The sequence below is a fragment of the Halomonas halodenitrificans DSM 735 genome (genome assembly GCF_000620045.1).
Classification (GTDB): Bacteria; Pseudomonadota; Gammaproteobacteria; order Pseudomonadales; family Halomonadaceae; genus Halomonas; species Halomonas halodenitrificans.
Window position 1 is genome coordinate 32,987 of sequence record NZ_KK211060.1, and the last position, 20,551, is coordinate 53,537.

Here is a 20,551-nt window from a genome sequence, read left to right on the forward strand (position 1 = left end):
TCCATGGTCTTTCCCTTGAGCACGCGGGAAAGGCGTCGGCTTATCAGAGCAACACCCGCCGCTCACGGCGAGGCCTCTCACTGTGGCGGCTCGGCTGTGAAGCGATTCTGGCCCGCCATCCAGCGGGCCGAATGGACCGACTCTTCCGGTTGATGCGACAAGAGGCGAAATTGGGCGTTACCGTATGATTCGTGGGGAGGCCTCAGGATCTGACCCCATCGACCATCCCATCGACCAGGCAGCCATTCCGGGCTGGTTATCGCGTCTGGCTTTTACCCTATTCTCTACTAATCTAAGCAAGGCGACTCCTACAACAACTCGAATCTCGAGGACGCCATGACCGACACGCTGATTCATATCGATCTGGGCAAGCCCGCCGTAGAGCACGACAACATCCACAACCGCTGGCATCCGGACATCCCGATGGTGGCCACGGTGAAGCCCGGCGACGACTTTATCGTCGAGTGCATGGACTGGACCGGCGGCCAGGTGGGCAACAACGATGGCGCCGAGGACATCCGCGATGCCGACCTGACGCGGGTGCATTATTTGAGTGGCCCCATCGGCGTCAAGGGCGCCGAGCCTGGGGATCTGCTGGTGGTGGACATCCTCGATATCGGCCCCTTTTCCGAGCAGACCTGGGGCTTCAACGGTATCTTCGCTCGCGAGAACGGCGGTGGCTTCTTGACCGAGCACTTTCCCGAGGCGCGCAAGTCGATCTGGGACTTCCACGGCATCACGACGCGCTCTCGCCATCTGCCCGGCGTCGAGTTCGCCGGTCTGATGCACCCCGGCTTGATCGGCTGCCTACCCTCCCGCGAGCTGCTGGATGAGTGGAACCGACGCGAGCAGGAGCTGATCGACACCGACCCCCAACGCGTCCCGCCATTGGCCAACCCGCCCCATGCCGATACGGCCCATATGGGACGCATGGACAGCGCCAGCGTGGCCGGTGCCGCCGCCGAGGGGGCCCGCACCGTGCCGCCGAGAGAACACGGCGGCAACTGCGATATCAAGGACTTGACCCAGGGATCACGGGTCTTCTTCCCGGTCTACGTCAAGGAGGGCGGCCTATCGGTGGGTGACCTGCACTTCTCCCAGGGCGATGGTGAAATCACCTTCTGCGGCGCCATCGAGATGGCCGGCTGGGTTCACCTACGTGTCAACCTGGTCAAGGATGGCATGCGTCTCTATTCGGTGAAAAACCCCATCTTCCAGCCGAGCGTCATGCAGCCTAGGTACCAGAATCACCTGATCTTCCAGGGCATTTCGGTAGACGAGAGCGGCAAGCAGCACTATCTCGATACCAATGTGGCTTACCGCCAGGCCTGCCTCAATGCCATCGAGTATCTCAAGAACTTCGGTTACAGCGGGGCGCAGGCCTACTCGATCCTGGGTACGGCGCCGGTGCAGGGGCATATCAACGGCATCGTCGATATTCCCAACGTCTGCGCGACCCTGTGGCTACCCACCGAGATCTTCGACTTCGATATTCAGCCCCAGGCCTCGGGTCCCCGGAAAAGCATCAAGGCCGGGGATTTGCCCAAGGCCGTCTGGAAGGGATAGCCCATGCCGATCTATGAATTCCACTGCTGCCGGTGCGGGTGCTTCGACGCGCTGGTCTCCATGAGCCAACGCGAAGCCCCCAGGGCCTGCCCCGGCTGTGGCGAGACGGCCACGCGGCGCCTGAGCGCGCCGCGCCTGGCCCTGATGCCGACGGCTCTGCGCCAGGCCCACACCATTAACGAACGCAGCGCCCATGAGCCCAAGAGCCAGCATGGTTGCCGTCACGATCATGCCACCGCCTCCACGGGGCGAGACACCCGGCCACGGGCAGGACGCGGGCGCCCCTGGATGCTCGGCCACTAGACCGCGGTCTTTGAGGGACCGATGGGGTGACCGATGGGGTCAGACCCCCAATTCCTTGGGGTCTGACCCTGAGGCCTCCCCACGAATAGAGTATTAAAATCAGTGTATTAGGATTGAAAAAAGTCTGCATGGGCAGGCATGTTGTTAATCGCGAAACAAACAATATGCCGAGGAGCCCATGCAGACGCCCCTATTCTAACCGCTTGGGGTCAGACCCCCAACCCCCTGGGGTCTGACCCCACCAACTCCCCCGGGGTCTGACCCCATCAGCCAAGCCCGGGCAGAAGGTTGGTGTCGGGGCATTATCCGGAGTGGCGATATTCGGGTACCATATCGTCACATCGGCAGATTGACGACATCATGGACTCTTCGACTCTTGCCTCTTCGGGGGCCCGCGAAAATCTCGGCGTCAGCGCTTATCATCGCCTGAAGCAGGACATCATTCGTAATGTCTTCAGACCCGGTGAGAAGCTGCTGATGAGCCGCTTGAAGGAGCGTTATGACCTGGGGGTCGGTCCCCTGCGCGAGGCGCTGTCGCATCTGGTCGCCGAGCGTTTGGTGGTGGCGATCAGCCAGCGCGGCTACCGGGTGGCTTCCATGTCGCTGGCCGAGCTGGCCGATATCTATGACGCCCGGGCGCATGTCGAGGGCCTGCTGCTGAAGCTCGCCATCGAGCGCGGCGATGACGCCTGGGAGGCCGAGATCCTGGCCCGGGCCCATACCCTCTCCAAGGTGGCACGGGTGGATTCCTCGGAGGAGCTGCTCGAGGTCTGGGATACCCGCCACCAGGCGTTTCATAGCGCCATCGTCGACGGCTGTCGCTCCCCGCATCTGCTGCAGATCCGCGAGAGCCTGTTCGACCAGGTGGAGCGCTATCGCCATCTATGGCTCCGCGAGACGGTGCTCTCCGAGGCGGCGCTGGCCCGCAAGCAGGAGGAGCATGCCGCCCTGGTCGAGGCGATCCTGGCCCGGGACAGCCGGCGCGCCACCGCCATGATGCACGACCACCTGATGACCCCGGTGCCGATCATCACCGAGGCCATGCGCCAACAGGGCCTGTCGTGAGGCCTACGCTAATGCGCGCTGGTCTCTACCATTCTCCAGAAAATCTGTCATGGTAAGGACATAAAGGCCTGCCAGGATGGCCAGTGTCGTATGACGCGGCAAGCCTCTCACCATGGAGAACGTGACATGCCCCATCATCTGCTGCGGTTTTCGCGTGAACTGGATCGACGCCTCGAGTCTCTCGCCCAGGCCACGGGCCTGAGCAGGTCGGAAGTCATCGAGCGCTGCCTCGAGGGCGGTGTCGCTGACCTCGAGGCCGAGCTGATGATGGAGGGTGCGGGGCCAGCGCGGGCGCGCACCAGCATCGACCAGCTTCTACGCGAGAGCGGCCTGGGGGCTTAGCAGCCCGCTACCGCTCCAGAGAGCGGCGAAGCCGGCGGTAGTCGCCCAGCGCTCGTTCGCCGGTGGTGGCCGCCAGCCGCACCTCCTGGCCCGGCAGGCACTGGGCCAGGCGCGATGCCGCCAGCGGCGTCAAGGCGCCCAGCCGGGGATAGCCGCCGATGGTCTGGCGGTCGTTGAGCAGCGCGATGGGCTGGCCGTCCGGCGGCACCTGCACGGCGCCCAGCCCGATGCCTTCCGAGACCAGCGAGCCGATGCGACACGCCAGCCGCGGCCCGCTCAGGCGCACCCCCATGCGATCGGCGCGGTCATCCACCTTCCAGGGGCGGTTAAAGGCGGCGAACAGGCTGTCGCCGGTGAAGTCTGCCACCTGGGCCCCGGGCAGCAGCGCCAACATGGCCGGGCGGGTGTAGTCCGGCGGTGCCGGCACCGGGGCCACGCCGGCCTCGAGGCGCCTGCCGGCGTCTGATGAGACCGCCAGGCGATCCCCCGTGGCGAGCGTGGCGCCATGGCCATCGAAGCCGCCTAGCCCCTCGCGCACCACGCAGCTAACGCTGCCCAGCACCGGCTCGGCCCGAAAGCCGCCGGCCACGGCCAGGTAGGCCCGCAGGCCGTTGCGCGGCGTGGCAAAGACCAGGGTCTGCCCTTCCCGCACGCGCACCGGCTGCCATAGCGGCAGAGGCTTGCCCTCCAGGGTGGCGGCGAGGTCGGCCCCGGCCACGGCGAGGCTCAGGTCACGCTCGGCCACCAGCGCCAGGCCGCCGAAGGTGATCTCCAGCGCCGGCGTGCCCCAGGCATTCCCCGCCAGGCGGTTGGCCCAGGCCCAGCCGTGCAGATCCGCCGGCCCGCCCTGGGTGACGCCCAGCCGACGCACCCCGAATCGTCCTCCATCCTGGAGCAGAGCCAGGGGCCCGGCGCGTTCGACGCGCAGGCCGATAACGGTATCTTCTGGCGTCATGAGTGCTTCTCCACCGGCGTCATATCCCCGCCATGGCGTTCGAAGGTGGCGCGGTCCACCGGCACGAAGCGCACGCTATCCCCTACCTTGAGCAGGCTGAAGCCGTCGCGATCGCGGTCGAACAGCCGGGCCGTGGTGCGCCCCAGCAGGCGCCAGCCGCCGGGGGTCACCGCCGGATAGGCGGCGGTCTGGCGGCCGGCGATGGCCACGCTGTTCACCGGCACCCGGCGGCGCGGCGTCGATAAGCGCGGCACCTCGAGGCGCTCGTCCAGCAGCCCCATGAAGGCGAACCCCGGGGCGAAGCCCAGGGCGAAGACGCGATACTCCCGGCCGGCGTGGCAATCGATGACCTCCGCCACGCTCATTCCCAGGTGCCCGGCCACGCCCTCGAGGTCCGGCCCCACCCGGGGGTCATACCAGGTGGGCAGCTCATGCACCTGGCCGGTGCCGGCCGCGGGGTCCGGCGTCAGGTCGGCGAGCAGCGCCTCCAGCCGGGCCCGGGCCACCTCCGGCGCCAGCCCCAGCGGGTCGAAGGTGACCAGCAGGGTGGTATAGGACGGCACCAGATCCACCAGGTCCTCGCCCAGAGCCGCCTCGCAGCGCCGCGCCAGGGCCCCCAGCCAGGCCAGGTTGTCCTCGTCGATGCGCTCGAAGAGGCGCACCAGCCAGCCATCGAGGCCGGCGGATTCGATCCGCGGCAGCCGGGCCCCGCGCCTCCCACCAAGCTCCGTCTCCTGGTGTATGCCTCGGCTCATGCCCCGGCTCCCGACGCGCCCAGGGCCTGGCGGATCGCCTTGACCGCGGCGATGGACTCGGGGTTGTCGCCGTGCACGCAGAGGGTATCGGCGGCCAGTATCAGCGGGCTGCCGTCGCTGGCCGTCAGGGCCTGGCCGCCGGCGATGCGCACCGCCTGGTCGACGATCACCTCGGCGTCGTGGTGCACCGCCCCCGGCTCGCGGCGCGAGACCAGCCGCCCGTCGCCGTCGTAGGCGCGGTCGGCGAAGGCCTCGAACCACAGCGTCACGTCCTGCTCGGCGGCCAGCTCACGGGCCGTGGTGGTGTCCCGGGTGGCCAGGGTCATCAGGGGCAGCGCCGGGTCGAAGGCCCGCACCGCCTTGAGCACCGCCCTCATGGTCTCGGGCTGCCGGGCCATGTCGTTGTAGAGGGCGCCGTGGGGCTTGATATAGCTCACCGCGAGGCCCTCGGCGCGGCACAGCCCGTACAGGGCGCCCAGCTGATAGAGCACCAGGTTCTCGACCTCCTCCGGCGAACACGCCAGGGAGCGGCGGCCGAAGCCCACCATGTCCGGATAGCCGGGATGAGCGCCGACCCGGACCCCATGCCGGGCCGCCAGGCGCAGCGTCTTGCGGATCACGTCCGGGTCCGAGGCATGAAAGCCACAGGCGATATTGGCCAGGTCCACATGGGGCATGACGTCGTGGTCCATGCCCATGGCCCAGGGCCCGAAGCTCTCCCCCATATCGGCATTGAGCAGCAAGGGACGTTGTGGCATCTCGGTCTCCCGATCAGAAAGTTCGCGAAGAATTTATCAGTGTTTTATCGATAAAACATCGTCATTTAGTCTAGTGGTCGTTGACGTGGCCAACTCATTCCACCTAACCTCGCCTTCCTTTAGCGCCTACACTCATAGCCTAGCCGTTGGCATGGGCCTCATGTCAGACGCACATGTCAGACACAACAACACTCACGAGGATGTCTCGATGTCTGTTAGCCAATCCCGACTCCCCCTTCTGGCCACCGCCCTCGGCGTCGGCCTGGCCACCCTGAGCACCGGCGCCCAGGCGGCCACCGAGTGGGATATGCCCACCCCCTACGGTGATCGCACCTTCCATACCGTCAATATTCGTGAGTTCACCGAGGACGTGCGCGAGGCCACCGAGGGCGAGCTGGATATCACCGTGCATTCCAACGGCTCGCTGATCGGCCATGCCGAGATCAAGAACTCCGTGCGCCGGGGCATCGTGCCCATGGGTGAGGTGATCATGTCGCGCCTGGCCAACGAGAATGCCATCTTCGAGGTGGACTCCGTGCCCTTCCTGGCCGCCAGCTACGCGGACGCCTGGACGCTGTGGGAGGCCTCCCGGGAGATCATCGCCGAGGAGCTCGAGAAACAGGGCCTGCGCCTGCTGTTCGCCGTGCCGTGGCCGCCCCAGGGCATCTACACCAACCAGGCCCTGGACACCGGCGATGACCTCAAGAACCTGAGCATGCGGGCCTATAACACCGCCAGCGAGCGCATCGCCCAGCTCGTCGGCGCCGTCCCCACCCAGGTCGAGGTGCCCGATATTCCCACCGCCTTCAGCACCGGCCGCGTCGAGGCCATGATCACCTCGCCGGCCACCGGTGCCGACACCAAGGCCTGGGACTACCTCGACCACTTCAACCATGCCCAGCTGTGGCTGCCCAAGAACATGATCATCGTCAGCGACAAGGCCTTCTCGCGCCTCTCCGACGATACCCGCCAGGCGCTCCTCGAGGCCGCCGCCGAGGCCGAGACCCGGGGCTGGGAGATGAGCCGCCAGGAGACCGACGACGCCATCGCCGTGCTCAAGGACAACGGCATTACCGTCACCGAGCCCAGCGAGGCCCTGGCCACCAAGCTCCAGGACGTCGGCGATACCATGACCGAGGAGTGGGTCGAACGGGCCGGCGAGCCAGGGCAGGCGATCCTGGATGCCTACTCGAGCGCGCGGGACTGATTCCGGCACGCCCCGACACGACGCGCCCCGGCCGTTCTGGCCGGGGCGCGCCAAGCCCCTTCGCGGAACCTCCCCCATGACCTATCGACTACGCCCCCTCTATAACCTGGGTGGCTATCTTTCGGCCGCCTGCCTGACCCTGATCTGCCTGCTGATTAGCGCCCAGATTGTGGGCCGCATCATCGACCGCCTCGCCACCGCCATCGGCGGCGAACGCATCGGCCTGGCCATTCCCGGGCTCTCCGATATCTCCGGCTTCCTGCTGGTGGGCGCCAGCTTCCTGGGGCTCGCCTACACCTTCGTGCATGGCGGCCATATTCGCGTCACCCTGCTGACCGGGCGCCTGGCGCCGGCGGTGCGCGCCTGGGTCGAGGTCTTCTGCCTCGGCATTGCCCTGACCCTGTGTGGCTACCTGGCCTGGAACCTGTACTGGCTGATTGCCGACAGCATCGCGTTCAACGAGACCTCCTATGGCCTGGTCCGCATTCCCCTGTGGATCCCCCAGAGCGCCATGATCCTCGGCGTCATCCTGTTCTGCCTGGTGCTGATCGAGACCCTGGCCCAGACCCTGAACACCGCCATTCGCCGCCCCCATCACTTCACCATCGACGACAGCGGCCACGAATAGGCCCGGAGCCCCCCATGCTATTGATGATGCTCGTTCTCTTCGGGGCCCTGTTCCTGCTGCTCGGCAGCGGCGTCTGGGTCGGTTTCTCGCTGCTCGCCCTGGGCTGGATCGGCCTCTCCCAGTTCACCTCGATCCCCACCGGGGATGTCATGGCGTCGGACATCTGGGGGGCCAGCTACAGCTGGGAGCTGACCGCCCTGCCGATGTTCATCTGGATGGGCGAGATCCTGTTCCGCTCGCGCCTGGCCGACGACATGTTCACCGGCCTGTCACCGTGGATGCAGCGCATCCCCGGGCGCTTGCTGCACACCAACGTGGTGGGCTGCGGGCTATTCGCCGCCGTCTCCGGCTCCTCGGCGGCCACCTGCGCCACCATGGGCAAGATGACCATCCCCGAGCTGACCCGCCGCGGCTACGACGAGAGCGTGGTGATCGGCACCCTGGCGGGCTCCGCCACCCTGGGCTTGCTGATTCCCCCCTCGATCATTCTGATCGTCTACGGGGTCGCCACCGACCAGTCCATCTCGCGCCTGTTCATGGCGGGTATCCTGCCGGGCCTGATGCTGATCTCGCTGTTCGCCCTCTACCTGATGCTCTGGGCGTGGCGCTATCCGGACCGGGTGCCTCCCGGTGAGGCGCGCCTGCCGCTGGCCGAGAAGCTGCGTCGGGCGCGGCGCCTGATTCCCCTGCTGGGGCTGATCGTCGGCGTCATCGGCTCGATCTACGCCGGCCTCGCCTCCCCCACCGAGGCCGCCGCGGTAGGCGTGGTGCTCTCGCTGCTGCTGGCGCGCTTTCAGGGCAGCATGGACCGCTGGGTGTTTCGCGACGCCCTGCTGGGTGCCGTGCGCACCTCCACCATGATCGCCTTCATCCTCGCCGGCGCCTCCTTCCTGACCGCCGCCATGGGCTTCACCGGCCTGCCCCGGGACCTGGCCGCCTGGATCGGCACCCTGGGCCTGTCGCCCTGGGTGCTGCTGGCGGCGCTGACGCTGCTGTTTATCCTGCTGGGCTGCTTCCTCGACGGCATCTCGGTCGTGGTGCTGACCACCTCCATCATGCTGCCCATGGTGGAAGCCGCGGGGATCGATCTGATCTGGTTCGGCATCTTCCTGGTGATCGTGGTGGAAATGTCCCAGATCACGCCGCCGGTGGGGTTCAACCTCTTCGTGCTCCAGGGCATGACCGGGCGCAACATCCTCTCCATCGCCTGGGCGGCCCTGCCGTTCTTCTTCCTGATGATGCTGGGCGTACTGCTGATCGTCCTGTTCCCCGGGATCGTCACCTTCCTGCCCACCGTGATGAACCAGTAGGCCGCCATGACAGAACCCTCCTCCTCATACGCCAGGGGCCGCATCAGCGGCCCCATCGTCTCGTCGGAACACCTCTCCCACCGCGCCCAGGAGCAGTCGGAACTGGAGTTCGGCTTGATTATCGCGTCCCACGCCTTCACCCGCTGGATGGTGCGCTGCATGGCCGCCGTGGGCTGTCCCGAGCTGGGCTCGCTGGACACCCTGGTCCTGCATAGCGTCAACCACCGCGAACGGGCCAAGCGCCTCGCGGACATCTGCCTGGTGCTCAATGTCGAGGACAGCCACACCGTGAGCTACGCGCTCAAGAAGCTGGCCAAGCTCGAGCTGGTCCACGGCGAGAAGCACGGCAAGGAGACCTTCTTCCAGACCACCGAGCTCGGCCGCGACACCTGCCAGCGCTACGCCGAGATCCGCGAGGACTGCCTGATCGACTCCCTCTCCTCGCTGGGCATCGAACCCGAGGAAACCCGCCGCCTGGCCAGCATGCTGCGGGCCATGTCGGGGCTCTACGACCAGGCCGCCCGAGCCGCCGCCTCGCTATAGCCGCCCATCTCACCCCCACCCCCTCACCTCTTGGGGTCTGACCCCGAGGGGGTTGGGGTCTGACCCCAGGGGGTTGGGGTCTGACCCCTGGCTGAGGGGTCTGACCCCAGGGGCGGGGGTCTGACCCCAAGGGTGGGGGTCTGACCCCAGGGGGTTGGGGGTCAGACCCCCAGGGGGGCTACCCCTCACCCAGGGGTAATCTGGCGCGGGTTGCGGGGATAGAAGCGCTCCGGCTGACACTCCACATGAGGGAAGAAGCGGGTGTCCTTGTAGGGCATCTTCATGAAACCCGAGACGCCGAGGCCTTCGATGAGCCCCACGGCGTCGAGGATCGCCTCCAGGCGTCGGCGGAACTCGTCCTCCCGGGAGGGGTCCAGCAGGCGGTAGTAGCTATGGATCTTGAGGTGGTTGGGCAGCGCCTCGAAGATGATCATGCCGGTATGGTGAATCTCGTTGAGGGCCTCCAGCGAAGCGATGATCGTCTCGGGCAGCACCAGAAACTCTTCCGGGTCGGGGCCATCCTCGAAGTAGCTGTGCAGGCGGGTATGATCCTCCAGCTCCGGCACCGCGCTCACCTCGTAATGCAGTTGCATGCCGGGCTGGGGCACGAAGGGCTGTTCCACTCCCTCGCGTTCCAGGTGCAGGGTATCCCGGGCGTTGAACAAACAGCTCTTGAAGATCCCCTTGCGGTAGATGGCCCGGGCCAGGTTGACCATGTTGTTCACCGCGGCGACGAAGGCCGGCTTCAATGTCGGATCATGCAGGTTCAGGGTGGTATCGATATAGACCCCGTCGCTCTCCCAGCGCACCGCCAGGCCGCCCACGACCGGATAGCGGCCGAGGCGGCTCACCGCGGCGAGGAAGGCCTTCTCGGTCTCGCCCATGCCCTGCATGAAGTTCTTGTAGTAGCGATCGAGCTGCACGTCGTTGACGTCGTTGAGGGTTTCCGCAACGCCCTCCTCGCGCAGGAAGGACTTGCGGGAGCTGTAGACCACGGTGTCGATCTCGCGGCCCGAGGGGCGGGTCCACGCCGGCACCAGCGGCGCTTCATCGGGCTCGGGAAGGTCGATCATGACCGTGCGTGCCAGGCGTGGCATCTCGCGGATGAAATGATCCCCCGCGCGCATGCGCAGGCGCGGATCGGGGTCCAGCATGCCATCGAGCATGCGGGCGAATTCCACCGGCAGCCCCAGGGAGCTGGCCGGAATGGCGTGATGCCCGAAGCGGCATGACTGGGCCGAGGCCAGCGCATAGAGCGTGCCGGCGACGCCCTGCTCGTCGAAGCGCGGCGAGGAGAGCGCGCCGTTGAGCTGCTCCTCACCGATAAAGTAGACGTCACCCAGCCGGGCGTTGGTCTGTTGCAGGTTATCCGACATCAGCTCCATGACGTTGGTCGCCACGAACTGCTGGTTGGCATCGAGCTGGGCGAACACCGAGGAGCCCCAGTCGATCAGGGCGGCGGTCTCGTTGCGGTGGTCGAACACCAGGTTGGAGGGCTTGATATCGCCATGGACGATGGGCTTGCCCGCCGGCCCCCGCTCCTGGCGCAGTGCCCCCAGGATATCCGCCAGCTGGCCGGCAATGCGCACGATCAAGCGCGGCGAGAGGCGCCCCTCGCGCAGGGAGACCTCCTCGAGATTCAGCCCCGGCGCGCGCTCCATCACCAGGATCGACTGGTGGCGCACCCGCTGATAGGCGACCAGCCGCGGCACCCGGGGATGCTCGACCTGCTCCAGCATGAAGGCCTCCTCCTCGAGGCGGTCCTGAAGATGCTGGGGCAGATTGACCCGGGTGAACTTGAAGACATACTCGTCGCCGATCCCCGTGATCCCGGCGAACACGAAGCCATAGGCCCCCTTGCCCACCAGCTCGATATCCCGGTAACCCAGCTGCTCGAGCTGCTCCTGGCATAGCGCCACCCACGCCCGGAGCTTGCGGGCATCACCCTGGCTCAGGAGATAGACCGACTGCTCCTCGGGGATATAGAACTGCTGCAGCGGCGCCTGGGTCATGGCATCAACTCAAGTGGAGCAGCATGGTCTCGGGGGCTTCCAGGTAGCCCTTCCAGGCGTTGCAGAAGCGGGCGATGGTGCCGCCGTCGATGATGCGGTGGTCGCCGGCCCAGGTCACGGTCATGATGGCGCGCTTGACGACGCGGTCGTCGGCGTCGAAGCGTGGCAGCCATTGGGTCTTGCCAATGGCGACGATGGCGAGCTCCGGGGCGTTGATGATCGGGGCGGCGTAGGTGCCGCCCAGGGCGCCGATATTGGAGATGCTGATGGTGCCGTCGCGGAGGTCTTCCTGGGCCACCTTGCCCGAGCGCGCCGCCTCGGTCAGGCGCTGTACCTCCCCCGCCACGCCGAGCAGGCTGCGCCGCTCCACGTCCTTGACGTTGGGCACCAGCAGCCCGGCACGGCTATCCACCGCCATGCCGATATTGACCGAGGGCAGGTAGTGGATCTCGCTGACGTCGTCATTGAGCCGGGCATTGAGGATCGGTGCCTCGCGCATCGCCAGGGCCATCGCCTTCATGAAGAAGGGCATCAGGGTCACGCGTACCCCCTCGGCCTCGGCCAGCGGCTTAAGGCGTTCGCGCAGCGCCAGCAGCTCGGTGACGTCGATCTCCTCGCCATACTGGAAGTGGGGAATGGTGCTGGCCGACTCCACCATGCGCCGCGCCATGACCGCGCGCACCCCGCGCAGCGGTTCCACCCGAACCTCGCCTTCGGGAGAAGGCGTCAAGGCGGATTCCCGCGCCTCGCCAGGCGCTCCCTGGGATGCCGCCGCCTGAGACGGTGCTTCCTGAGACGGTGCGCCTTCAGACGCCGCCGCTTGCCCCCCTTCGAGGTGGTGCAGCACGTCTTCCTTGAGTACCCGCCCCTGCTTGCCGCTGCCGGGCACCGCTTCCAGGGCCAGGCCGTGTTCGCGCAGCAGACGCCGCACCGCGGGGGCCGCGGGGATGCGCCCATAGGGCCCCTGGCCCTGCACGCTCTCCTGCCCGGCTGATTCCTGCCCACCTGACTCCTGCCCACCTGACTCCTGCCCGGCTGACTCCTTCCGAGGCGCCCCGGCGCTCGCGGCGGTGGGTGCCGAGGGTGCCGGGGCCGCCTCCGCCACGGCCGGTGAGCGGGTGCCCTCATCCTCGTCGGCGCCCTGCTCCGGCGTATAGGCGTAGAGCGGGGCGTGGACCCGGGCGACCTCACCCTGGGGCACATGCAGCCGGGTCATGGTACCCGCCTCGGTCGCGGTGATCTCCACCATCGCCTTGTCGGTCATCACATCGACCACCGGCTGGTCTTCCTCGATGGCGTCGCCCGCCTGGACCCGCCACTCGACCACCTCGCATTCGACGATGCCCTCGCCGATATCGGGCAGGATGAAGTCCTTGGCGGCCGCGGCCCGGGAAGCCGGCGCCTGTTCGGCTGTCTGCTCGGTCTTTTGCCGGGGCGCCTCGCCGGCATCCGGCGCCGCCTCGGCCTCTCTCTCTATATCCCCCTCGCCATCGCCTTCCGCCTCGCCCTCGGCGGTATAGGCAAACAGCGGGGCGTGGACCTTGGCGATATCGCCCTTGGCCACATGCAGCCGGGTGACCGTGCCGGCCTGGGGGGCGGTGATCTCGACCAGGGCCTTGTCGGTCATCACCTCGACCACCGGCTGGTCTTCCTCGATGGCGTCGCCCTCGGCCACGCGCCACTCGACTACTTCGCACTCCACGATACCTTCACCGATATCGGGCAGCATAAACTCGCTCATCTCGTCGTCTCCTCGACTGGTTGCGTCCGATATCGGCTTCAGAAGGCCACGCTGGCCTTGATCGCCTCATACACCTTCAGGTAATCCGCCAGATACTCCTTTTCCAGGGTCAGCGGGAAGGGCGTATCCATGCCGGTCACCCGGGCGATGGGCGCCTCCAGATAGAGGAAACAACGGTCCTGGACGGCCGCGGCGATTTCCCCGGCGAAGCCGCCGGTCAGCGGCGCCTCGTGGGTGATCACCAACCGCCCGGTCTTGAGCACCGATTCCACCACGCTGTCCTGGTCCCAGGGCAGAATGGAGCGCAGATCGATCACCTCGCAGGAGATATTCTCCGCCTCGGCAAGCTCCACGGCGCGGTCGATGACCTCCATCTGCGCCCCCCAGCCGAGCACGGTGACGTCGGTACCCTCCCGCGTCACTTCCGCCTCGCCGATGGGCAGCTGATAGTCTTCCTCGGGCACATCGCCGGTGGAGGCGCGATAGAGCCGCTTGGGCTCGAAGAACAGCACCGGGTCGGGATCACGTATGGCGCCCAGCAACAGCCCCTTGGCCTGATAGGGATTGCGCGGCACGACGACCTTGAGACCCGGGGTATGGGCGAAGTAGGCCTCCGGCGACTGGGAGTGATAGAGCCCGCCGGAGATGCCGCCGCCATAGGGCGCACGAATGGTCAGCCCGCCCACATTGAATAGATCACCGGAGCGATAACGGAACTTGGCCGTCTCGTTGACGATCTGGTCGAAGGCCGGAAAGATGTAGTCGGCGAACTGGATCTCCGCCACCGGCACCGAGCCCTGGGCCGCCAGGCCATTGGCGAAACCGATGATGCCCTGCTCCACCAGCGGCGTGTTGAAGCAGCGCGAGCGGCCGTACTTCTCCTGGAGATGGCTGGTGGCACGGAAGACGCCACCGAAGATGCCGACGTCCTCGCCGAAGCACAGCACCTTGTCATCCTCGGCCATGGCGATATCCAGGGCGTTGTTGATCGCCTGCAGCATGTTCATGGTCGGCATTTCACTTCCCTCCCTGGCTGGCGTCGTTGTCGGACGCGTCATGGCCGGCCGCGACATCCGGGTCCAGGGAGCGCGCCCCCTTGGGGTAGGCGTCGGGATACTGGCGCACATGCCGCTTGAGTTGGTCGAGCTGCTGTTGCAGCGCCGGGGTGACATCGGCGTAGACGTCACTGACCAGGCTCTCCAGCGGCGGCGGCGGCCGCTTCTCGGCACGCTTCATGGTCTCCAGCACCTCGCGGCGCAGCGATTCCTGCAGCGCCTTTTCCTCGTCGTCGTTCCACCAGCCCTGATCGATCAGCCAGTGCTGCATGCGCAGGATCGGGTCCTTCTCGCGCCACACCTCCTCTTCCTTCTTGGAGCGATAACCCGAGGGGTCATCCGACGAGGAGTGAGCCGCCAGACGATAGCTCATGGCCTCGATCATCACCGGCTTGTTCTGCTCCACGGCGATACGGCGCGCCTCGCGGGTGGCGGCGAGCACCGCCAGGATGTCGTTGCCGTCGACGCGAATCACGTGCATGCGGTAGCCGAAGGCCCGTGGGGCCACGCCATCGGCGGCGAACTGCTCGATGGAGGGGGTGGAGATCGCGTAGCCATTGTTGCGACAGAAGAAGATCACCGGCGCCTCATGCACCGCGGCCATATTGAGGGCGGCATGAAAGTCCCCTTCCGATGCCGCGCCCTCGCCGAAGAAGCACAGGGTGCACAGCGCCTCGTCGGCGAGCTTCTGGCCATAGGCGTAACCGGCGGCCTGGGGAATCTGGGTGGCCAGCGGCGAGGAAATGGTCATGTAGTGCAGCTTGCGAGACCCGTAGTGAACAGGCATCTGCCGGCCCTTGCCGTAATCGAGCTCGTTGCCGAACAGCTGGTTCATGAACTCGTCGTAGCTGAAGCCACGATAGACCAGGGCGCCCTGCTCGCGGTACTGGGCCATGATCATGTCGGCATCGTCGAGGGCCGCCGTGGCGCCGATCACCGCCGCTTCCTCGCCGATACACTGCATATAGAACGAGAGCCGGCCCTGGCGCTGGGCCGCCAGCATGCGCTCATCGAGCACCCGGGTCGCCACCATGCTGTGGTAGATCCTGAGCGCCAGCTCCCGGGGGAGCTCCGGGGCCTGGGCTCCCTCATAAAGAGAGCCGTCCTGCTTGAGCAGGCGGAAGGTGGGAATCGAAAACTCGTCGCCGCGGAGGAACTCGGGCGAATGGATATCTTGTGTCTTTGTCATCGTGGCATCCTCTACCCCTTTTGGGGGTAGTGTTGTCGCTTGTCTCGCCCCTCGCCAGGAGGATCACTCCCGGGGGATCAACGCAACCCAAAGTTGACGTTAACGTAACCTGACGAGATTCGACAGCCAAAGCGCATGCCCCTTTGGTCGAAGACCAGTGTTCCGGGGCTTGCCACCCGGTTAGCCCCGCCGGCTCAAGCGGGCGAAGAGGCTATCCACCGTTAGCGCCAGCAGGCCGATCAATACCGCCCCCTGGAGGATATAGGCGGTATTGCCGTTGATGATACCGGCGATGATCGGCGCCCCGAGGTTGCTCGCCCCCACGGTGGCGCCCAGCGCCGCCGTGGCGATATTCACGGTCACCGAGGTGCGGATGCCGGCCAGGATCACCGGCGCCGCCAGGGGCAGCTCCACCCGCCATAGCCGCTGGGCGGCCCCCATGCCCATGCCCCGGGCGGCCTCTTCCACCCCGGGGTCCAGGCCCTCCAGGCCCGCCAGGGTATTGCGCACGATCGGCAGCAGCCCGTAGAGCAGCAGCGCCACGATGATCGGCCAGGTACCGAAGCCCAGCACCGGCACCGCCAGGGCCAGCACCGCCACCGGCGGAAACGTCTGGCCCATGGATGCCGCCTGGGCCACCAGGGGCAGGAAGTCGCGCCCCCCGGGGCGGGTCACCAGGATCGCCGCCCCCACCCCCAGCACCACGGCCAGGCCCGAGGCGATGGCCACCACCCAGAGGTGGCGCAGCAACAGCGTCAGCAGGTCGGCCTGGGGATAGAGCACCCGGCGGGCCTCGGGGTCGCTCCAGCGCAAGAGCGCTTCGAACCACTCGCCCCCCGTGGCCAGCACCAGCAACAGGGCACACCAGGCCAGCGGCGCCCGCCAGCGCTTGAAGGCGCTCCGACTCATGGCTCGCCGCCTCCCTCACGCCCGGCGCCGACGATGCGGCGCAGCGAGATCTCGCCCACTGGCTGGTCGTCGCCATCCACCACCGCCAGGCGCTCGGCGTGCTCGCGAAACATCACCGCCAGGGCCTGGTGCAGAGTGGCCTCGCGAGACACCCGGGCCGGGGGCATCGGACGCGTCGCCAGGGGCAGCATCCGCTCGCCGACCCGGGTGATGGCGGCCGCCTTGAGGCCCCGGTCATCGCCGCCCAGCAGCGATGCCACGAAGTCGTCCGCCGGCGCGCGAAGCAGCTCCAGGGGCCCGCCCTGCTGAACGATGCGCCCGGCGTTCATCACCACCAGCCGGTCGGCCAGGGCCAGGGCCTCGTCCATGTCGTGGGTCACGAAGACGATGGTCTTCTGCAGGCGTGCCTGCAGGTCACGCAGCTCGGCCTGCAGCCCCTCCCGGGTGATCGGGTCCAGGGCGCCGAAGGGCTCATCCATCAGCAGGATATCCGGGTCCGCCGCCAGCGCCCGGGCCACGCCCACCCGCTGAGCCTGGCCCCCGGAGAGCTGGGCCGGATACTTGGCGGCAAACTGCTCGACCGGCAGGCCCAGCAGCAGCATCAGCTCCTCGACGCGCTCGGCGACCCGGGCGGCCGGCCACTTGAGCAACCGCGGCACCAGGCCGATATTGCGGGCCACCGTCCAGTGCGGGAAGAGCCCGGTGCTCTGGATGGCATAGCCGATCCGCCGGCGCAGCAGGCGCCCGTCGAACTCCCGGATGGGGCGGCCCTCGATATGGATCTCGCCGCCATCGTGCTCGATCAGGCGATTGATCATGCGCAGGGTGGTGGACTTGCCGCAGCCCGAGGTGCCCACCAGGGCGCACAGCTCGCCGCGTTCCACCGTCAGGGAGATGGCGTCCACCGCCGTCTCGCTGCCGAAACGCTTGGTGACGCTCTTGAGCTCGATCATGGGCTGGCTCCTGTGGTCTGACCGTTGCGGTGATCCAGGCGCCGGGAGAGCGCGCCCAGCAGCGCATCGACGGCCAGGGCCATGGCCAGGATCGGCAGGGCGCCGAGCAGCACCAGATCCATGGCCGCCTGGCCCAGCCCCTGGAAGATAAAGGTGCCCAGGCCCCCGGCCCCGATCAGGGCGGCGACGGCGGTCAGGCCGATGGCCTGGACGGAGGTGATGCGCACACCCTCCAGCACCACCGGCAGCGCCAGCGGCAGGCGCACCTGGCGAAACACCTGGCCGCGGCTCATGCCCATGCCGCGCGCCGCCTCCAGCACGCCGGGGTCCACCTCGGAGAGGGCAACGAAGGTGTTGCGCACCATGGGCAGCAGGCTATAGCCCAGCAGGGCCAGAAAGGCCGGCGCCCAGCCGATGCCGCTGACACCCAGCGCCGCGAGCCACTCGACCCTGGCCGACAGCCAGGCCAGCGGCGCCAGCAGCAGGCCGAACAGCGCCAGGCTGGGAATCGTCTGCAGGAAGTTGAGCAGCGCAAAGCCGAGACGCTCGACGCGGGGATTCTGGCGCATGGCCAGGGCGATGGCCGCCCCCAGCAGCAGGCTCGTGCCCACGGCCCCGCCCACCAGCAGCAGGTGCTGGACCAGCGCCTCGACGAAGGCCTCTCCTCGGCCCCTGAACTCCTGCCAGAGCGCCAGCGACTCGAGCCAGGGGGCCGTCAGCCACCAGGCGCCCAGCACCGGTAGTAGCCAAAGCCCCAGCTGCCAGCCGGCGAGGGCCAGGCGTGTCCGCAACTCGACCAGCAGCAGCGAGAGCCAGAACAGCGCAAGCCACCCGGCCGCTCCAATGCCGAGCCTCGCCTGGGGCAGTTCGGGGTCGAGGTGGCGCTGCGCCATCAGCGCCAGCCAGAGCGGCAGGGCCATCAGCAGCAACAGCGTCAGGGCCAGGGCCGCATAATAGGCGAGCCGGCCGGGCCGCCAGGCCACGACCGCCAGCCCCAGCAGCGGCAGGCAGCTGGCCACCGTCAGCGGCCAGCCCAGGGCCTCAGGCAGCGAGTAGGCCGTGCCCGGCACGATCCGGTTGGGGGCGATACTGCCCAGTGGCAGCCACAGCCAACAGGCCAGCGCCGCCAGTGACAGCATCAACACCACAGGATTGGAGGGCGCCTCCCTGCGCAACACGCGGTTACTCCTTCAGGCTAGACAGGAAGTCGGCGGCGACATCGGCCGGGGGACGCCCGTTGACCGCCACGTCACCGTTGAGGCGCTGCAGGGTATCGAGATCCAGCGCCGCGAAGACCGGCGCCAGCAGCTCCTCGACCTCCGGCCAGGCCGCCAGCACCTCGTCACGCACCACCGGGGCCGGCTGGTAGACCGGCTGCACGCCCAGGGTATCCTCCAGCACCATCAGGTCCAGTGCCTTGAGGCCGCCGTCGGTGCCGTAGGTCATGGCCGCATTCACCCCACTGGTCTGCTGGGCGGCGGCGCGCATGGTGGAAGCGGTATTGCCTCCGGAGAGCACCAGCAGCTGGTCGTCATTCAGCGCGAAGCCATAGGCCGCCTGGAAGGCGGGCAGCGCCTGCTCGGATTCGACGAACTCGGCGCTGGCGGCCAGCTTGAAGGTCTCGCCCTGCTCCAGGTAGCTGGTCAGATCCTCCAGGGTGGTCAAGTCGTGCTCCCTGGCCAGCTCGCCGCGCACGCTGATCGCCCAGGTATTGTTGGCCGGGGCCGGCGCCAGCCAGGTCAGGCCATTCTCGGCATCCCGCTCGCGCACCGTCTCATAGGCGGCCCGGGGGTCGTGCCAGGCGTCGTTGTCGGTCATGTCGAAGAAGAAGGCCCCGTTGCCGGTGTACTCGGGGTAGAGGTCGATCTCACCGGCCAGCAGCGCCTCGCGCACGATGCTGGTGGCGCCCAGCTGCAGCCGCTCCTCCACCTCGACGCCGCCGGCCTCGAGGCGCTGAATGATCAACTCGCCCAGCACCGAGCCCTCGGTATCGATCTTGGAGGAGACCGTGACCGGCTCCTGGGCCTGCAGCGGCGTGGCGCCAAGCGACACGGCGGTGGCGACGGCGGCGAGGGAAAACAGGGGACGTTGCATGGCGGAATACCACCCGACGGATCATGAATGTACCCTGAGTATAAGGAAACCCGGGAATACCTGCAGCACGCCACCGCCAACGCACAGGATACTGGCATGTTCACCGACGCAACGCCCCTGCTGGATCGCTGCCACCACCCGCTGGTGCGCGATCTGGCGTGGCTGCTGCTGGCCCCCGACCTGATCGCCATGCCCTGGCCGGGACGCCCGAGCCGGGGGGTCCTGGGCCTGGCCGATGACGACCGTGTCGCCGGCTGGCTGGATGAGCTGGAGACCTGGCCCCAGGCGCTCGAGGACCATGTCGGCGGCACGCTACAAGGCCGCATGGGGCTCTATCACGAGCGACTCTGGCAGTTCCTGCTCGCCATGGCGCCCGGCACGGAGCTGCTGGCCCATAACCTGCGCATCATGGACGGCAGGATCACCCTCGGCGAGCTCGACCTGCTCTATCGACGCCACGGTGAGGCGTCGATCATCCATCTCGAGGTGGCCATCAAGTTCTACCTGGGGCTGGCAGAGGGGCCTAGCGACGACCGCGCCCAGGCCCGCTGGATCGGCCCCGGCGGCGCCGACAGCCTGGCCGGCAAGCGCGAGCACCTGCATCGCCACCAGCTGCGGATGACCGAGCGGCCCGAGACCCGGGAGGCCATCGGGGCCACGCTGGGAGCGCGCGCCCCCTCGACCGCGACGCTATCGGCGCCAAGCAGCCGGGTCGCCATTCCCGGCGTACTCTTCGCTCCCTGGCACCACCCCCTGCCGCCGCCACGCGAGGCAACGCCCGACCATCTGCGGGGCCTCTGGCTGCACTGGCGCGATTGGTATCGCTATCGCCACGGCCTGCCTCGCGGCACCCGGGGCATCAGGCTTGGCAAGCCCCACTGGCTCGCCCTGCCCCGGCCCGAGCGTCTGCTGGCGCTGCGTGAACTCGACACCCAGCTTATCGCCTATTTCCGCACGCCTGCCGCGCCATTGCAGATCGTCCTGTGGCACCCCGAGGCCGGCTGGCGACGCGTGTTTATCGTCGCCGACGACTGGCCCCGGCAGATCCCCCTCCCGCCGAGGACATAGACTCGGATTCATCGCCATTTCCCCTGTCGAGCCTTCGACAGGCTGTTCCTCGGGCCGGGCAGCGCCACGATTCCTTGTATACAAGGCCAACTTCCCTT

General features: G+C 67.5%; 20 protein-coding genes. 9 read left to right on the plus strand and 11 right to left on the minus strand.

The features are described from left to right. The first annotated feature begins 336 nt into the window (after nucleotides 1–336). The 4 genes from fmdA to Q358_RS0115805 all read left to right on the plus strand — a co-directional run bounded on the left by fmdA (nucleotide 337) and on the right by Q358_RS0115805 (nucleotide 3,276). Nucleotides 337–1,566: a formamidase gene (gene fmdA, locus Q358_RS0115790; protein WP_027962852.1), complete on the plus strand. Its 1,230-nt coding sequence runs from the start codon at nucleotides 337–339 to the stop codon at nucleotides 1,564–1,566. A gap of 3 nt (nucleotides 1,567–1,569) precedes the next feature. After that, entirely contained in the window at nucleotides 1,570–1,869 is a 300-nt protein-coding gene (locus tag Q358_RS17825; protein ID WP_051530469.1) for an FmdB family zinc ribbon protein, read from the plus strand. 360 nt (nucleotides 1,870–2,229) lie between these two features. Beyond that, the gene (csiR, locus tag Q358_RS0115800; RefSeq protein WP_084286610.1) at nucleotides 2,230–2,934 is read left to right on the plus strand and encodes a DNA-binding transcriptional regulator CsiR; all 705 of its coding nucleotides are present in this window, start codon (nucleotides 2,230–2,232) and stop codon (nucleotides 2,932–2,934) included. 126 nt (nucleotides 2,935–3,060) lie between these two features. Continuing rightward, the gene (locus Q358_RS0115805) at nucleotides 3,061–3,276 is read left to right on the plus strand and encodes a ribbon-helix-helix protein, CopG family (protein ID WP_027962854.1); all 216 of its coding nucleotides are present in this window, start codon (nucleotides 3,061–3,063) and stop codon (nucleotides 3,274–3,276) included. Nucleotides 3,277–3,283: 7 nt separating this feature from the next. On the opposite strand, the gene Q358_RS0115810 is transcribed toward Q358_RS0115805, so the two are convergent. Genes Q358_RS0115810 through Q358_RS0115820 form a run of 3 tightly spaced genes read right to left on the minus strand, consistent with a single transcriptional unit; the run spans nucleotide 3,284 to nucleotide 5,744 of the window. Beyond that, the gene (locus Q358_RS0115810; protein ID WP_211248352.1) at nucleotides 3,284–4,231 is read right to left on the minus strand and encodes a 5-oxoprolinase subunit C family protein; all 948 of its coding nucleotides are present in this window, start codon (nucleotides 4,229–4,231) and stop codon (nucleotides 3,284–3,286) included. Beyond that, nucleotides 4,228–4,986, minus strand: a complete 759-nt coding sequence (gene pxpB / locus Q358_RS0115815) for a 5-oxoprolinase subunit PxpB (RefSeq protein WP_051530472.1) — start codon at nucleotides 4,984–4,986, stop codon at nucleotides 4,228–4,230. The genes Q358_RS0115810 and pxpB overlap by 4 nt, the downstream gene beginning before the upstream one ends. Next, on the minus strand, nucleotides 4,983–5,744 hold the full coding sequence (locus Q358_RS0115820) for a 5-oxoprolinase subunit PxpA (protein WP_027962857.1): 762 nt from the start codon (nucleotides 5,742–5,744) through the stop codon (nucleotides 4,983–4,985). The genes pxpB and Q358_RS0115820 overlap by 4 nt, the downstream gene beginning before the upstream one ends. Nucleotides 5,745–5,952: 208 nt before the next feature. On the opposite strand from Q358_RS0115820, the gene Q358_RS0115825 reads away from it, so the two are divergent. The 4 genes from Q358_RS0115825 (at nucleotide 5,953) to Q358_RS0115840 (ending at nucleotide 9,432) form a co-directional block, all read left to right on the plus strand. Further along, the gene (locus Q358_RS0115825; protein WP_043488630.1) at nucleotides 5,953–6,951 is read left to right on the plus strand and encodes a TRAP transporter substrate-binding protein; all 999 of its coding nucleotides are present in this window, start codon (nucleotides 5,953–5,955) and stop codon (nucleotides 6,949–6,951) included. A gap of 76 nt (nucleotides 6,952–7,027) precedes the next feature. After that, entirely contained in the window at nucleotides 7,028–7,579 is a 552-nt protein-coding gene (locus tag Q358_RS0115830) for a TRAP transporter small permease (protein WP_027962859.1), read from the plus strand. A 14-nt stretch (nucleotides 7,580–7,593) separates the two neighbouring features. Continuing rightward, entirely contained in the window at nucleotides 7,594–8,889 is a 1,296-nt protein-coding gene (locus Q358_RS0115835) for a TRAP transporter large permease (RefSeq protein ID WP_027962860.1), read from the plus strand. A 6-nt stretch (nucleotides 8,890–8,895) separates the two neighbouring features. Further along, nucleotides 8,896–9,432, plus strand: coding sequence for a winged helix DNA-binding protein (locus Q358_RS0115840; RefSeq protein ID WP_027962861.1), 537 nt, complete (start codon nucleotides 8,896–8,898; stop codon nucleotides 9,430–9,432). Between the two features lie 185 nt (nucleotides 9,433–9,617). Here the strand turns inward: Q358_RS0115840 and Q358_RS0115845 are convergent, their stop codons facing one another. The 8 genes from Q358_RS0115845 to osmF form a co-directional block, all read right to left on the minus strand. Next, nucleotides 9,618–11,444: a protein kinase domain-containing protein gene (locus tag Q358_RS0115845; RefSeq protein ID WP_027962862.1), complete on the minus strand. Its 1,827-nt coding sequence runs from the start codon at nucleotides 11,442–11,444 to the stop codon at nucleotides 9,618–9,620. Between the two features lie 4 nt (nucleotides 11,445–11,448). Then, nucleotides 11,449–13,185: a dihydrolipoyllysine-residue acetyltransferase gene (locus Q358_RS0115850; RefSeq protein WP_027962863.1), complete on the minus strand. Its 1,737-nt coding sequence runs from the start codon at nucleotides 13,183–13,185 to the stop codon at nucleotides 11,449–11,451. Between the two features lie 38 nt (nucleotides 13,186–13,223). Next, nucleotides 13,224–14,201, minus strand: coding sequence for an alpha-ketoacid dehydrogenase subunit beta (locus Q358_RS0115855; RefSeq protein ID WP_027962864.1), 978 nt, complete (start codon nucleotides 14,199–14,201; stop codon nucleotides 13,224–13,226). Nucleotide 14,202: 1 nt separating this feature from the next. Beyond that, nucleotides 14,203–15,429 (minus strand): thiamine pyrophosphate-dependent dehydrogenase E1 component subunit alpha, encoded by a 1,227-nt coding sequence (locus Q358_RS0115860; RefSeq protein ID WP_043488632.1) that lies wholly within the window; start codon nucleotides 15,427–15,429, stop codon nucleotides 14,203–14,205. Nucleotides 15,430–15,609: 180 nt separating this feature from the next. After that, entirely contained in the window at nucleotides 15,610–16,338 is a 729-nt protein-coding gene (locus Q358_RS0115865; protein ID WP_027962866.1) for an ABC transporter permease, read from the minus strand. After that, nucleotides 16,335–17,291 carry an ABC transporter ATP-binding protein gene (locus tag Q358_RS0115870; RefSeq protein ID WP_027962867.1) on the minus strand — a complete coding sequence of 319 codons (957 nt, stop codon included), beginning with the start codon at nucleotides 17,289–17,291 and terminating at the stop codon, nucleotides 16,335–16,337. Before Q358_RS0115870 ends, Q358_RS0115865 begins: the two co-directional genes overlap by 4 nt. After that, nucleotides 17,288–18,466, minus strand: coding sequence for an ABC transporter permease (locus tag Q358_RS0115875; protein WP_051530488.1), 1,179 nt, complete (start codon nucleotides 18,464–18,466; stop codon nucleotides 17,288–17,290). The genes Q358_RS0115870 and Q358_RS0115875 overlap by 4 nt, the downstream gene beginning before the upstream one ends. A gap of 7 nt (nucleotides 18,467–18,473) precedes the next feature. Further along, a complete protein-coding gene (gene osmF, locus Q358_RS0115880; protein ID WP_027962869.1) occupies nucleotides 18,474–19,385 on the minus strand; it encodes a glycine betaine ABC transporter substrate-binding protein OsmF in 912 nt (303 codons plus the stop codon). 27 nt (nucleotides 19,386–19,412) lie between these two features. Here osmF and Q358_RS0115885 point away from each other — a divergent pair, with 27 nt between their 5' ends. After that, nucleotides 19,413–20,453, plus strand: a complete 1,041-nt coding sequence (locus tag Q358_RS0115885; RefSeq protein ID WP_245598344.1) for a DUF1853 family protein — start codon at nucleotides 19,413–19,415, stop codon at nucleotides 20,451–20,453. The last annotated feature ends 98 nt before the right edge of the window (nucleotides 20,454–20,551 follow it).

Bases quoted from the DNA above. Each gene is read 5' to 3' on its own strand.
- fmdA (WP_027962852.1), top strand. From the start codon at position 337: ATGACCGACACGCTGATTCATATCGATCTGGGCAAGCCCGCCGTAGAG.
- Q358_RS17825 (WP_051530469.1), top strand. From the start codon at position 1,570: ATGCCGATCTATGAATTCCACTGCTGCCGGTGCGGGTGCTTCGACGCG.
- csiR (WP_084286610.1), top strand. From the start codon at position 2,230: ATGGACTCTTCGACTCTTGCCTCTTCGGGGGCCCGCGAAAATCTCGGC.
- Q358_RS0115805 (WP_027962854.1), top strand. From the start codon at position 3,061: ATGCCCCATCATCTGCTGCGGTTTTCGCGTGAACTGGATCGACGCCTC.
- Q358_RS0115810 (WP_211248352.1), bottom strand. From the start codon at position 4,231: ATGACGCCAGAAGATACCGTTATCGGCCTGCGCGTCGAACGCGCCGGG.
- pxpB (WP_051530472.1), bottom strand. From the start codon at position 4,986: ATGAGCCGAGGCATACACCAGGAGACGGAGCTTGGTGGGAGGCGCGGG.
- Q358_RS0115820 (WP_027962857.1), bottom strand. From the start codon at position 5,744: ATGCCACAACGTCCCTTGCTGCTCAATGCCGATATGGGGGAGAGCTTC.
- Q358_RS0115825 (WP_043488630.1), top strand. From the start codon at position 5,953: ATGTCTGTTAGCCAATCCCGACTCCCCCTTCTGGCCACCGCCCTCGGC.
- Q358_RS0115830 (WP_027962859.1), top strand. From the start codon at position 7,028: ATGACCTATCGACTACGCCCCCTCTATAACCTGGGTGGCTATCTTTCG.
- Q358_RS0115835 (WP_027962860.1), top strand. From the start codon at position 7,594: ATGCTATTGATGATGCTCGTTCTCTTCGGGGCCCTGTTCCTGCTGCTC.
- Q358_RS0115840 (WP_027962861.1), top strand. From the start codon at position 8,896: ATGACAGAACCCTCCTCCTCATACGCCAGGGGCCGCATCAGCGGCCCC.
- Q358_RS0115845 (WP_027962862.1), bottom strand. From the start codon at position 11,444: ATGACCCAGGCGCCGCTGCAGCAGTTCTATATCCCCGAGGAGCAGTCG.
- Q358_RS0115850 (WP_027962863.1), bottom strand. From the start codon at position 13,185: ATGAGCGAGTTTATGCTGCCCGATATCGGTGAAGGTATCGTGGAGTGC.
- Q358_RS0115855 (WP_027962864.1), bottom strand. From the start codon at position 14,201: ATGCCGACCATGAACATGCTGCAGGCGATCAACAACGCCCTGGATATC.
- Q358_RS0115860 (WP_043488632.1), bottom strand. From the start codon at position 15,429: ATGACAAAGACACAAGATATCCATTCGCCCGAGTTCCTCCGCGGCGAC.
- Q358_RS0115865 (WP_027962866.1), bottom strand. From the start codon at position 16,338: ATGAGTCGGAGCGCCTTCAAGCGCTGGCGGGCGCCGCTGGCCTGGTGT.
- Q358_RS0115870 (WP_027962867.1), bottom strand. From the start codon at position 17,291: ATGATCGAGCTCAAGAGCGTCACCAAGCGTTTCGGCAGCGAGACGGCG.
- osmF (WP_027962869.1), bottom strand. From the start codon at position 19,385: ATGCAACGTCCCCTGTTTTCCCTCGCCGCCGTCGCCACCGCCGTGTCG.
- Q358_RS0115885 (WP_245598344.1), top strand. From the start codon at position 19,413: ATGTACCCTGAGTATAAGGAAACCCGGGAATACCTGCAGCACGCCACC.